The 13,748-nt window shown below is 27.6% G+C and carries 16 protein-coding genes; all 16 read left to right on the top strand.

Annotated elements, in window-relative coordinates; translation table 11 throughout:
- A complete protein-coding gene (locus tag CLOCEL_RS14825) occupies positions 1–1,584 on the top strand; it encodes an AAA family ATPase (RefSeq protein WP_010075748.1) in 1,584 nt (527 codons plus the stop codon).
- 388 nt (positions 1,585–1,972) lie between these two features.
- Positions 1,973–2,497 carry a hypothetical protein gene (locus CLOCEL_RS14820; protein ID WP_010075747.1) on the top strand — a complete coding sequence of 175 codons (525 nt, stop codon included), beginning with the start codon at positions 1,973–1,975 and terminating at the stop codon, positions 2,495–2,497.
- Between the two features lie 293 nt (positions 2,498–2,790).
- On the top strand, positions 2,791–3,144 hold the full coding sequence (locus CLOCEL_RS14815) for a hypothetical protein (RefSeq protein WP_010075746.1): 354 nt from the start codon (positions 2,791–2,793) through the stop codon (positions 3,142–3,144).
- Positions 3,125–3,565, top strand: coding sequence for a hypothetical protein (locus tag CLOCEL_RS14810; protein ID WP_010075745.1), 441 nt, complete (start codon positions 3,125–3,127; stop codon positions 3,563–3,565). Before CLOCEL_RS14815 ends, CLOCEL_RS14810 begins: the two co-directional genes overlap by 20 nt.
- Positions 3,558–4,604, top strand: a complete 1,047-nt coding sequence (locus CLOCEL_RS14805; RefSeq protein WP_049785864.1) for an FtsK/SpoIIIE domain-containing protein — start codon at positions 3,558–3,560, stop codon at positions 4,602–4,604. The genes CLOCEL_RS14810 and CLOCEL_RS14805 overlap by 8 nt, the downstream gene beginning before the upstream one ends.
- A gap of 47 nt (positions 4,605–4,651) precedes the next feature.
- Positions 4,652–4,969: a hypothetical protein gene (locus CLOCEL_RS23295; protein ID WP_049785863.1), complete on the top strand. Its 318-nt coding sequence runs from the start codon at positions 4,652–4,654 to the stop codon at positions 4,967–4,969.
- Between the two features lie 287 nt (positions 4,970–5,256).
- Positions 5,257–5,760 (top strand): hypothetical protein, encoded by a 504-nt coding sequence (locus CLOCEL_RS14800; protein ID WP_010075744.1) that lies wholly within the window; start codon positions 5,257–5,259, stop codon positions 5,758–5,760.
- Positions 5,741–6,772, top strand: a complete 1,032-nt coding sequence (locus tag CLOCEL_RS14795) for a replication initiation factor domain-containing protein (protein WP_010075743.1) — start codon at positions 5,741–5,743, stop codon at positions 6,770–6,772. The genes CLOCEL_RS14800 and CLOCEL_RS14795 overlap by 20 nt, the downstream gene beginning before the upstream one ends.
- Positions 6,773–6,793: 21 nt before the next feature.
- Complete coding sequence (locus tag CLOCEL_RS14790; RefSeq protein WP_010075742.1) at positions 6,794–7,006, top strand: DUF3173 domain-containing protein; 213 nt, start codon at positions 6,794–6,796, stop codon at positions 7,004–7,006.
- Positions 6,999–8,237, top strand: coding sequence for a tyrosine-type recombinase/integrase (locus tag CLOCEL_RS14785; protein WP_010075741.1), 1,239 nt, complete (start codon positions 6,999–7,001; stop codon positions 8,235–8,237). The genes CLOCEL_RS14790 and CLOCEL_RS14785 overlap by 8 nt, the downstream gene beginning before the upstream one ends.
- A 330-nt stretch (positions 8,238–8,567) precedes the next feature.
- Positions 8,568–8,960: a hypothetical protein gene (locus CLOCEL_RS14780; RefSeq protein WP_010075740.1), complete on the top strand. Its 393-nt coding sequence runs from the start codon at positions 8,568–8,570 to the stop codon at positions 8,958–8,960.
- Positions 8,961–9,125: 165 nt separating this feature from the next.
- Complete coding sequence (locus CLOCEL_RS14775) at positions 9,126–9,902, top strand: hypothetical protein (RefSeq protein WP_013291814.1); 777 nt, start codon at positions 9,126–9,128, stop codon at positions 9,900–9,902.
- 724 nt (positions 9,903–10,626) lie between these two features.
- Positions 10,627–11,508 carry an ABC transporter substrate-binding protein gene (locus tag CLOCEL_RS14770; protein ID WP_010075737.1) on the top strand — a complete coding sequence of 294 codons (882 nt, stop codon included), beginning with the start codon at positions 10,627–10,629 and terminating at the stop codon, positions 11,506–11,508.
- Positions 11,509–11,893: 385 nt separating this feature from the next.
- Positions 11,894–12,301 carry a VOC family protein gene (locus CLOCEL_RS14765; protein WP_010075736.1) on the top strand — a complete coding sequence of 136 codons (408 nt, stop codon included), beginning with the start codon at positions 11,894–11,896 and terminating at the stop codon, positions 12,299–12,301.
- Positions 12,302–12,315: 14 nt separating this feature from the next.
- Positions 12,316–12,468, top strand: coding sequence for a hypothetical protein (locus CLOCEL_RS22855; protein WP_157629746.1), 153 nt, complete (start codon positions 12,316–12,318; stop codon positions 12,466–12,468).
- Positions 12,469–12,606: 138 nt separating this feature from the next.
- A complete protein-coding gene (locus CLOCEL_RS14760; protein ID WP_041707181.1) occupies positions 12,607–13,716 on the top strand; it encodes a glycoside hydrolase family 113 in 1,110 nt (369 codons plus the stop codon).
- Positions 13,717–13,748 lie beyond the last annotated feature (32 nt).

The following is a 13,748-nucleotide window of genomic DNA, read 5'->3' as shown; positions in this document are numbered from 1 at the left end:
ATGGAGAAAATATTATATGTTTATAGTAGTGAAAAGATAGAAGATTTAAAAAAAGATTTTAATCATAGTCGTATTATTAGTATAAGTTATATTCTTAATATGTTTGCAAATATAGAGAATATTGATGATGAAAATTTTGATGAATATATAATTGATCTTACAACGTTAGCGTTTGAACATGGCTATTATAAGTTATTTATAGAAGGATACATATATAAACTTACAGATGAATTTAAAAATGCTAAATTTTTAGTTAACAACTTGCAAAAAGATTCTTTTCTTGATAAATTTCCATATATATTTGATTCCATAAATGATAAATATGTCGTAAAATTAGATGATAATGTAAAAAGAAATGAAGATATTATAGAAATGAGCAATAAGTATAGTGAATCTATGCCTTTATTTATGTATAGTAACACAATGTTGGATAATATCACTGTAGAATATAAGATTATATCTATTGGATGTCTTTTTAATGGAGTAGAGGACTTGAGTTTTAAATTTAATATGGAAAGTATAAAATCATTTTTTGATTGTAATGAAATACAATACATAGATATTACTCAAGTGATTGATTTATTTAAATTGAGAAAAGATTTAATATTAACTTTTGAAATTATACTTAGACAAATTTTTATTTATAAGAATGATATTAAATTTTTAATTTGTGATGAAAAGTCAGATGACATAAAGAGTTATTTACCATTTACGTTTAAAATAGATAATGATTTTTTTAACAAGGAAGAAATAGTCCATAAATCTATACAAGAGACTACTAACAAGCATAATCTTAAAGAAATATTCAATATAATTAATTATAGGTTAAAGGGGCATGATGATTTTAAAAAAGACTTCAAATTTAATTTAGAAAAATATATGTTCTTAAATAAAATAGGAGAACGTAAAATATTTTCTATTTTCTTAACTGGAGAATCTGGAATAGGAAAAACCGAATTTGCTAAAATGCTTTCAGATATAATGTATCCATCTGAAAGTTTAATAAAAATTAACTTTGGTAATTACTCTAACGAAGGTGTATTAAATAGCTTGATTGGTTCACCTCTAGGCTATATTGGGAGTGAAGATGGAGGAGAACTTATCAACAAAATGAAAATTTCAAATTCTAAAATAATCTTAATTGATGAATTTGAGAAAGCAACTCCAAGTGTATTTCATTTCTTCTATGAACTTTTAGAAGATGGTAAATTTACTGATAGGCATGGGGTTGAACATAGCATGGATGGATATATTATCATATTTACTTCTAATATGTCACGAAAAAGATATATTGATAATGTCCCAGATCCTTTAAAGTCAAGATTTGATATGGTTTATTGCTTTGTTGATTTGCCTGCAGAAGAAAAGAAAAAATTTGCTATAGAAGTGGCAGAAAAACTAATAGGAAAAATCTATCAAAATGAAAATATACAGATAGAGTTTACCTCTATAGAAAATGAATTAGATAAAATAATTACACATAATAATTTACGAAGTATAAAAAGAAAAGTTGAGGATGTAGTGATAACAGAGTATTACAAATCCGTAGAGAAAATAAAAATTTCAGAGCCATTGAAGATTTAGGAATAAAGATTATGAAAGATAATAAAGTTTTAGGAGACATTAATAATTTCGTTATTGTAAAGAATTAGAATAATGAAAGGATATATAAGGAAATTATTGTAACTGTCAAATAGAATACTGATTTAAGTAAAAAAGCCTGTTCTATAGTGTTTATTTTAGTTAATAATCTATAAGATGGGCTTGTTTTAAATTTGTTCCCACCTGTAAATCCCCCATAAGAAATCAAGGGTAAAAATGAGATTAAATAATTAATTTTGTACTTTCTATTTTAGAGGTATAAATATGAAAAAAGGTGATAATGAAGGGAGAAAAAGTTTCTCCTTTTATTTGACGTTATTAAATAAGTTTGATATTATTAACCTAGACATATTTGAAAGTAGGTGTAATTATGGATTTGCAAGTAAGAATTTCTATAGAAACTGCTGAAATGTTTGAAGAATTAAAGAATTATTATCAAAAAACAATGGATATAAATTTTTCAAAAAGTGATGTCCTTATTAAAGTGGTTTCTGATGCAAATGATAATTGGGAGCAGATAGATTGGAAGTTTGTTAATGAAAAAAAAATCAAGATTAATAAATATGATATTTCTGAAGGTTCTTTACGTCCAAAACTTCAAGTAACTTTTGATGTTGAAGAAAAATTAGATGAGCTTAAGGATATATTATCTCAAACATTGAAACTTCGTAGTGTTACTTTGGGAGTGTGTATTAAGCACATTTTAAAATTTGCGTTACTTGAGATACAGCTACAAAAGGATACGGATATTAAGATTAAAGATATTATTGAAAAGAATAAAAGTAAGTATCTAACAGAGTTATACAGTGAAGAAACACAATTAGCTATTGAAAAATTTACAACTGATATTTTGATTGAATTAGAAAGTTATGAACTTCAAATAAATAAAAAATAATTAATCATAAAAAACTCGATATAAGTATCGAGTTTTTTTATTTATTTAAAAGGAGAATTAATGTCAATAAAACTTCTCAAATCAATTGACATTTATCGTAATCAAGTGTAATATAATTTTAAGGAGAATTTGTGGAGAATTTATGGAGAAAATATGGCAAGTAAATTTTGAAATTAAAAAATTTAAAAAATTTACCATAAGGGAGGGGTTATAAATGTTCGTATTGTTTATTAGATTACCAACTAAGCACTATTAGGTATATTTATTATTAATTTGTAAGGGAGATTTACTTTATGAAAAATACTAATATCTATATAATTTTTAAAACAGAGAACATTATTTTAGAAAACTTGAGTATCGACTTCATTAGGAGAATACAGAAACTAAAAACAGGTTTTTCGGAGGAATTCGAGTTTCCTAAAGCTCAATGGAATTCTCTAAGAAATAAATTACCGGTTACCTACAACATTTATGATACTACTTTATTTAAAATCGCTGAGAACTTAATAGTGGCTAAACATTTGAGACATAGAACCACAGATGAATCTTTGTATGATCTAATAGAAAATAACCCAAGTTACAGATTTTATCCTAAATCATTTTATTACTCAAAAGGAGGTCCTTATTATGAAAGTAAAAGAGAATAAAAAGAAGACTTTATTCATTAGTTTACCAATTTTTATATTTATCCTAATTTTTAGTTCTTTATTTTACATATATAAAGGTAAAGAAAATTCTATAGAGTTAGAAAGAGAGCCTGCTGTAGGAGAGGTGAGCTTTTTAGATGAGAATAGTTCAGCATATATTTGGAATAAGGTAACTATAAAGTATATTTATGACGGTATAAGGTGGCAGAAAATTAGTGAAATTCATAGCAGACCATATGTAGAATCATCAATAAGTCAGTATCTTGATAACTTAAAAGGTATAGGGATAGATATCCCTAAATACAAAGGCTATGACAACGAAGAGGTATCACAAAGTTTTTGGATGTATATGGGCGAAGGGATTAAATCTGAAATAATCATAAAAAAACTAGAAATTCAAAGGAACAAATCAAATGTCTAATTTAAAGGAATCAGCATTTTGTCAACCAAATAATAATTCAGATACTGATTGGAAGGAAGTAATATATCCCACGACAATAGAAACTGGTTTATTTAGCTTTATTATACTTACTGCTTTTATAATATTAGAAACTTATTTTTTCATTCGATTAAATAGAGTTATTCCACCATTATATATTAATGTACCCATTATCTATAGGAGTATTAGATTTAATGGTTTGATAAATATCGTAGTTCTATTACTATGGGGGTATTCCATCTATGAGGCTATAAAATTATATATGAGAATAGACAAAAATAAAACTAATCCTACGATAGAAAAAAGTTTAGTCTACATGATTCATAGTTTAAAGCTTTTTGATGAAGAATCATTCGAGATAGAAAAGGATGGAAAGAAAAAAATTGAAAAAAGAATAGTTAGAATCATAAGGATTTTTTATAATGATGACGACAAGAAGGTTTATGTTCGTATTGCGAAAGATGGTGATAGATTTACAAAAGAAGCTGCTGCACTAGGTAATAATTTAGAAAGTGCATTAGGAATGAATTTAGATGTAATGAATACAACTGTTAACTATGTCGAATATGTGTTTTTGAAATACAATGACAGAAGACTTGACTTAGCTACAAGTATTAAACAAAAGACGTTTGACATTATTAATATTTCAGGAAATATATCTTATCAATTAAGTAAAACACCACACTCACTAATAGTTGGTGGAACAGGAAGTGGAAAGAGTTTCTTTATCTTAGGTAAGATAGTTTCCTATCTAAGTTTAACTCCACAAGCAGATTTATATATTATAGATCCTAAGAAAGCAGATTTATCCTTATTAAGGTTTATAGAAGGTTTTGAGGATAAGGTAGCAACTGAACCCAATAAAATAGCTAAGTTATTAAGAGAAGTAGTTGAATTAATGGAAAAACGTTATTCTGAATATTTTAACGATATATCCGCATTTGGAAGACTTATAGCGATTTTGGGTTATCCCCTGTCATTGTTGTATTTGACGAGTTCTCTGCATTTCTTCATTCTGTAGATAAGAAAATTAGTAAAGAAGTATTGGATTATGTTTTTACAATCGTAATGAAAGGTAGGCAAGCAGGAGTAATGATAGAGATACTTATGCAAAGACCATCAGCAGATGATTTGCCTACAAATATTCGTTCTCAAATGGGTTTTAAAGCAGGATTAGGAAACATTGATTCAATTGGATACAAGATGATATTTGATACTAATAATGTGGAATATAAAACAGTTACAGAAAAAGGTGGAGGATATATTCAAATAGATGGGGTGCATACTTGTCCTGTTTATTTTGAAACACCTTTTATTAATAAAGATTTTGATTTTATTAAAGAGATAGATAAATTAATGAAGTCTAAAAATGAAAAGCAATCATGATAATTGTTATTTTAATAGATGATTGTAGGCGGTAGCTCTGCTATCCGAATGGAATGGCCGAAAATCTTCTATTTAAATGACAATTGAGCGATAGCTCTGAATATTAAAAATTCAGTTAAAACGAACTACCCAGTGAGTAACACTGGGTAACTAAACTCAAATGGGATATCTTGAAGCCTTGAAATATAAGGGTTAAGAGCATATATAAAATTCCGAGATTTCGGAAAAGTGAAAAACTAAAATCTAGAGAATAAAAATACAAAACTTAAAAAAGGAAGGTATTAAAAATGGAAAAATTAATTTTAAAAAGTTCAACATTACACAATTTAAATGACTCAGAAAGTATAGAATTAGGAGATTTATTTTTTGATATTTGTCAATTTAAAGTTCCTGTAGCAATGGTTGTTCCTAAAGAAGGTATTAATGTTAAACTAGAAAAAGCAAAAAATTTAAATGGAGAATTAGTTGAAACAGGAAAGTATACTCTACTTTTTAAGGTATACGATAGAAATTTTATTGAATTAGTGCTACAAAATGGGTCTACAGAAATAGGAAATCCAATAACAGTAGTTGTGGAAGGGCAGACTAACATTCCAAACTTAGATAATTTCGAAGAAGGAGAATTTATTCCAATATCTTTTAAAGGTCTTAAAATTAAACCTAAAAAGATATATAAAAAAGTATTTGTAGGACAAGGTAAATCAATGGTTGATGCTTGGCTATATGACGCTATTAAAATAGAAGCAGATAATTACATTATAGGTAAAGCAAATGAATCAAAAGAAAAATAATCAGTGTTTAATTGATTACTTACGTTGTTCAATTCCGGGTAGTAATTTTTCTACTGTGGCTAATAATATTCTAGGGATTCCTTTTTCAGAGTTTGCAGGTTCAAATTTAAAGGGATCACCGTTTCCAACTTATGATAGTTGCATTAGTTTTGCTAATATTAATCTTCATTCAAGTCAAACTCATAATAATATTCTTATAGATATGAGTGGTCAAGCTTGTAGGCAGTATGAAGAGTATATGTGCAGAATTGAAGGGTGGCACTGGTACAAGTTAATTTCTTTCATACTAGAAACCAAAGGAATATTTTCTAGAATCGATTTAGCTTTGGATATATTTGATGATTCAAGTCCATCTGTAAAAGTTCTACAAGATTATGTTAAACGAGGACAGTTAAGTACAAAAAGTCATAAATTTGTTGAAATAAACAGTGGAAGAATTTTAGATGGAAAATTAACTGGATTTACACTCTATATAGGTTCTTCTCCACAGATACTTAGAATTTATGATAAAAAACAAGAAAGAATGGATAATGTAGGAGAAGTTTTTAATGTAGAAAAGTGGGTTAGGTGGGAATTGGAGTTGACTGGTAAGAAAGCTATGTTAGTAGCTTTTAAAATATCTAGCGGTAAACCTCTTAATGCAATAATAAAAGGAATTTTATCAGCTCATTATTCATTTAAAACAAAACCTAAAAGTTCTAGTGATTTACATAATAAAAATAGGTTACCTAATATGAGATGGTGGGAAAAATTTGTTGATGGAATTGAGGTTATACCTTTAAAAGTTCAACGTGAAAAAATAACATTAAAAAAGAAAAAGAAATGGATTGAAAGAAATACTGTTAAATCAATAAGTATGGTGTACGAAGCTTTTAGAAGTGTATATGGAGAAGAATATGCAGAAATTTATTTAAAAGAATTAATTGAAATTGGAAAAGAAAAAATTACTAAATTAGATGAAACGTTAATAGAGCAACGTATATTAGAACTTGTAAGTGAAGATGAATATTAAAAATGGAAGGAGCAGATTTAGTTGAGCGTAACAATATGTAAAGATGATTTAATTGAAATGGGATATAAAAAGTATCAAGCTATTTCATTGATTAGGGAAGCGAAAGCTATAATGGTGCAAAAAGGTTGTCCGTATTATAATAACAAGAGATTAGGGAGAGTTCCAAGAGAAGTAGTTGAATCTATTTTAGGAGTTTCTTTAGTTTTAGAAATGAAAATAGCAAATTATGAATAAAACACAACAAAAAACAAAATATCAAGGAGTATATGTTGATGATAAAGGAAACTATTTTTATCAGACAGAGTTTGGAATAGATAGAATTACAGGTAAAAGAGTAAGAAAAAAGGGAAGAAAAGATAGGAATGGTAAGCCTTTTTCTTCCGCTTCAGAAGCTAACAAAGAGTTAACTCGCTTAAAAAGAGAATATCATAAAGTTAATTCTTATGCAAATTATAAAATGACATATGGGCAATTCATGAATGAAGTATATATACCTTATTATAAAACAGAGGTCGAACAAAGTACTTTTGATGTTAAAAAAAGAATATTAGAAAAGATGAGGGATAGATTTAGTTCTGTCCCACTTCGTTCTATTTCTGTAGAGCATGTACAAGAATTCCGTACATGGTTGTTAACAAGTAAAGAAAATGGTGGAGCAGGATATTCTCAATCATATGCTAGTCTTATTTTTGGAGTGCTACGTAAGAGTTTAGATAAAGCGATAGAAATGCAATATTTAGAGCAAAATGTATCTAAAAAGGTTAAAGCAATTCAAAAAGGAAAAGCAATAGTTCCATATTGGACAAAGCGAGAATTTGAAAAAGTTATTAATCAAATTTATATAGAAGATTTTTATGAGCATTTGAATTTTGTTATGTTATGGGTTTATTATATGACAGGAATTCGTGTAAATGAAGGTACTGCATTATATTGGAACAATGTTGATTTTATTAAAAAGCGTTTAAGTGTTCATCATATGCTTATTATTAAAAATAGGGCAGATTGGAAAAGGAACTCATATACAAAAACAGAAGATGGAAAGAGAATAATTGCTTTAGATGATGACACTATAAAAATTTTAAAAGCGTGGAAAAATAGACAAAAAGAAATAGGATTAGGCGGGGAAGAAGATTTTGTTTTTAGTTATGACGGATTTCCAATGATTAAGTCAACGATAGCTAGAATAATTAATCGTTATTCTAAGTTTGCAGGAGTAAAGAAGATACAAGCAAAAGGATTACGACACTCTCATGCTTCTTATCTTATTAATGAATTTAATGTGTCAGTACTTGTTCTATCTCAACGTATGGGGCATTCTAGTCCTGAAATAACCTTAAAACATTATGCACATATGTGGAGTGGAGCAGATACTGAAATAGTTGGGAAAATAACTGGTAATATAAGTATTAAAACTGCTGAAGTAACAAAAATTAAGTTTAATGGGAATCAAACATTGAAAAAATAATGTAAGACTTATGTGCTGAATGGAGAATGGCGTAGCGGACCATTTACAGTGAGAGGGGACATGATAGCCTGTTTGGTATGAGCCTATTATTCAAAATAAGAGGCTTGGTAGGCTCATAAGAATTATGTCCCCAGAGGCTCACTGTCAATGGCATTTGGAATGGAGTGTTTATAAGAAATTAAATATAAGTATCTGTTTAAGAAACGTGTTGATTTTTATTATTTAGTTTTATGCAATATAAATTAAAAAATGAAAGGTACATAGTATATACAATTTATATGGTGAGGGGCTTAATAACAAAATTAAATAGATTTTAGAGAAGGTGATCTAATGTATAGTTGCTATAAATGTAAAACAAGCGTAGGGAAAAATCATTTTACATCATATGACGGACGAATATTGTGTGAAGAATGTTCTGTAGGGGTAAAACCCTGCAATGATAGACAAAAGCTACTATGTGAAGATATAGAAGAAGGATTTTATTACTTTTATAAATTTGATTTATTTATAAAGATGAAAATTGAAAAAGTTATCTTTTTAGGTGAAGAAACTCAAATATTATTTGAAGGCGAGAAGGGTCACTTAAGTATTTGGCTTGATAGTCAAATCAAAAAAATTTCAAGGCCTAGTAACATTATTCAAAAGTTTAATTGGTGTTATATCCTCAAAGATAGTGAAGAAGAAATATTAGGGTATATAGGAAGACCACAAGATTTGAAGTAGGTAGTGATTGAAATATAATGGAAAAGTAGTTAAGGTGTTTTATGAAAAAGGAAAGGATGAAATGTAACATGTAAAAAGTGAGAAATATTATGGTGAATATGATATAATCTTCATGTAATTTAACCTACCTTGAAAATAATGTATGAGTTTTATGGGGGAGCATATATGAAAGATTTATCAATTTGGGTAAGTATAGCAACTCTTGTAACTGCTTTAACTGGATTACTTAATATTTTGGTATTACGAAAGCAAACAAGAGATTCATTAAAACCAGAAGTAATTATTTTAGAAAACAAGATATCACTATTTTGGAATTATTCGGTGTTTGGTAAAATCCTTACACCAGGATATTGTGTGAAATCTGAAAACTTGAAAGAAACCGAAGTTTTTATTGACAAAGATCAAACGGTTTACGAAACACATGTAATTAGTTTATGTATAGCTAACATTGGAAAAGAGTCAGCAAAAAATATAAAAATTACATGGGACATTGATTATTTAGAATTAATAAATGTCCTGAAAACTTTCGATAAAGAGAATCAGTTTAAAGTTGAATTTGGTGATGAAAACCTAGATACAATTTTCTTTTACGATGAAGAACAGAAATTTGGATTAGGAATCCCTTTAAATGAAATATCAAGTGTGCAGTACATATTACCTGTTGCTAAGAATTCTAACCTTGTAGAAGTTGAAATGCCTACATGTTTCAGATATATTTATGCTGCTATGCTCAAGTTAGAAAGTGAAAACCATGAAATGACATATATGTTAGATAATTTGAAAGTAAATGTGACTATTGAGTATAAAGATATATCTTCTAATCGGTATAAATCTAAATTCATTATCAAGTTCGAACGTATTGTGTCATATAAAGCAGAAGGTGTACAAGACAAATTAAAGAGAGCTATGGACTTAAAAATGAAGGTTACAAAAACATGGTAATGAGTTATAGATATTCTTAAAATATTATTATAATTATAAACTTAGTTAAGTATTAGCAATTATATATTGACATAATTGCTAACTTATATTGAAGGGTGTTGCAAATTTTATAGTTTCTCAGACATAGTAATAAATTAGTAGTTAGTACCGTATTATTCAAACAAATAATGCGGTGTTTTTTATTCGTAATTCAAGAAAATGTAGTTAATGTTTTTTGAAAAACAAAAAAGCTGAATTCTAGATAAAAATGAATAATCCCCCCTGTGCCCCCCACCAAATTAGTGTTGTTTTTTATAATGGTAGAGCTTAAGCAGGTTGTAGGATTATAGTTACTATTGAGTGGGAATAACTTCTGATGAAAATTTCTTACAACATTTAAAATAAATATATTTTACGAAAAATAGAAAGTGTTTATGATAATTCAATTTTAAAAGAATTTCATAGACACTTTTTTCGTTTATTGAGTGTCTTCAAGAAGTGATTTAGAAATGTCCCAAATTGATGTCAAAACCACCAGAGTTAAAACAAGATAAGTTATTTCAAGAGTTTATGAATCATAACAAATAAAAGGAAGGTAATCGTGTACTTTATATGCTTATAGTTCATAATAAATCTAATTTGGCCATGTAAGAATTTTGATGCTTACAATGTTATTGAATAATATCACTTGTAAACAAAAATAATAAGTTTGATTTATTTTATACGAATCGAAAAGAGGTAGCTTATGAAAAAATGTATTTCTAGAAGAAAATTAATTTTAAATATAATAGCTATAACTTTCATTGGAATATTCCTTATATACCAACCAAAAGTTTTTAATGGTAAAAATCTGCCCATTACAGATTCAAAAGATAGATTAGAATTAATAAAAGAAAGAAAAGTAATGAATGTTGTTATATCAGATAACAACTATCCTTTCTCCTATATTGATCCAGAAACTAATGAACTTACTGGGATTAATGGTGATATCATAAAAGAAATTGCACGACGCCTTGGTTTAGAGAGGGTTGAAGTCAAAAAAATAGTACCCTTCGAAGATTTACTGACAGAATTGAATAATAATAAAGAGATAGATGTAATGTCAGATAGAATGTATGCAATAGAAGAACGTAAAAAAATAGCTTTGTTCACTGATATACTATATAAAGAATGGGAAGTAGTGGTTATACCTAAATTTTCAAAAATAACTGTTAAAGAAGATTTAAAAAATGCAGTTGTCGGTGCACAAGAAGGAACTGTTTTTTTAGATTTGGCTAATAAATGGAAAGAACAAAAACTTATTAAAGACGTTGTCGTCTTTGATAATCAAGCTAATTTAATGTCAGCAATTAATACCCTTAAAGTTGATGCGGGAATAACGGACTCTATTCTTGTATCTTATTTAATATCAAATAATCCTAAATTGTATTTAAAGACCTTATATCCCTATGAACCAGAACTTCCAGGTTTAATAGCATCAGCAGTAAGGAAAAATGATGTTTCATTAGCAAACGCAATTAATAAAGAAATTGATGGAATGAAAAAGGATAAAACACTGCTAAAAATTCTTGAAAGTTACGGACTTAATCAAGAAAATTTTGTTCCAGCGGATAATCCCATTACTTGAAGTTTTATTCTTTTTAGATTTACCTTAGTAAGGTTTTTATAAGGATTCTTTTACTATTGTTACCTCATTAAAATAATTAGGGGGATTGCGAAGGTAGCTTAAAATTAATTAAGTTACCTTCAGTTATGTATTTAGATTATAGACAATTAATTAAATATATATTCATTGATATAAATATATATTTAATTAATAAAGTTTTAGAAAAGAAAAATAACCTATTAAAACTAAAGGGGAAAATGTTTCAACGTGATTTATAGATTAAACTAAATATAGATTTTGAAAGTTTTATGAAATTTATATAATATGGTAGAAATAAAAAGGTATTGATAAAATAATATGAAAATAATATAATGATTGTTCAATAAACAAATTTGGGGGAAGACTTATGAGTATAAAAATGATACATCATATATGCATTCAAACAGATAAATATGAAGAATCAGTAGATTTCTATACAAGGATATTAGGGTTTCAAATAATTAGTGAAACACCGAACTTCCACGGGAGGGATTTTAATACATGGATAAAATTGGGGAAATTCATGATAGAACTTCAAACACCTAAAGAAGGTGATAATTTTAATAAGTGGAGTTCTTTAAATGCTGGGCCAGTACATATGGCGTTTATGGTTGATAATGTAGAACAAGAATATGAAAGAATTAAAGCTTTGGGATATGAGGATTTTAAACTAAAAAATGGTCAAGTAGTTTATAAGGTACTTGGAGAAAGTCTACTTAAGATAAAAGCTCCCGAGGGAACTGAAATAGAAATGAGAGATACTGATATTGTATAAACCTTATAGTTGGAATGTATTTGTTTGAAGCTGTAGATAAATATAAATACGAATTAATAAAACTTAAAAGAGATAAGCTTAAAGACAGTACAGTTGTAGTGTCTTTTTTATATTTAATAAATCTTTCTTATAAAACGAATTTTGAAATTTATGATACACAAAAGTAACTTTAAATTAATGGATGGATTTAGTATAATCATATACATATTATTTATTTACAGCTGCAACATTAATTGGTTTAAAGTTATCATAGGGTATTTGGATATTGTCAGATGGAAAAATCAGAATTTATGGGGGAAGAGAGAATGGCTAAGAAAAAAGCGGGGATACTTATTATATTATTTATATCAGTACTTGCTTTCTATGCTGTGAGAATTAATTATAATTCAAGAGGATTCGTTAATGCACTAATAAATAAAATTCAGGGAAAAACACTGAATGCTGAGTTTCAAATAAAGATTAAATCAGGAAATTTATCTACAGACTATAATATAGATCAAGTTCTTAATGACATAGAGGAATTGAGGCTTAACACTTTAAATGTTCCTATAGTGATAAATATAGATAGTCGTACATCAAGTAATATGGTAGTAGATGAAAATAGTAAGAAAAGGGCAATAGACTTAGTTAAGAAGCTAAAAGGTAAAAAAGTAAATATAATATTAGAAGCTTATCCATGGATAGAGAATGGAAGTATTGGTGAAACAGCATGGAATCCTGATAATATAGATAACTTTTTTTATAATTGGAAGCATAATGTGTTAAAAGTTTTGATTGATGAAGTTGCTGTGCCATATCATGTAGATGCATTAAGTATTGGAACAAGTTTTGTAAATATGGAGTCTCAAGAAGAAGATATGTGTGACTTGGTTGATTATGTACGAACTTATTATAAAGGGCTAGTGACTTATAGAACTAATTTTTGGATTACAGCAGTATGGAAACCAGAGTTAACTAAGGAATATGAAAAAAAACTAAATAATCTGGTGTTTTCAAAGTTAGATTTTATTTCTATAGCAGCTTATTTTGAGCTTACTAATAATGATACAAATACAATTGATAACTTGGTTAGTTCACTGTATAGTACACAAATATATGATAGAAAACAAAATGTAGTACAAGAAATCAAAGGATTTTATGATAAATGGGATAAGCTAATTTTCTTTGGAGAGTTAGGATTTCCTAAAACAAATAAAGCCTCAATCCATCCATATGATCCATATTTATCTGATATTATGAATAATCTAGAGCAAGCAAATTGTTTTGAAGCATATAGAAAGGTATTTGAAAGTTGTTCTTGGAACCTGGGATTTTCAATATTTGCTATAGGTGAAACTAGTGCAGAGAAAAGATATTATCCAAGTAAAGAGAGTGTTGAAATCATCAAGAGATGGTATACAAGTAGTGATAATTAGTAAGACTTGAGTAAGTAAATTTAAAACTATTT

This window comes from Clostridium cellulovorans 743B (assembly GCF_000145275.1).
Taxonomy (GTDB): domain Bacteria; phylum Bacillota; class Clostridia; order Clostridiales; family Clostridiaceae; genus Clostridium_K; species Clostridium_K cellulovorans.
This window is presented reverse-complemented; position numbering and strand designations above follow the sequence as displayed.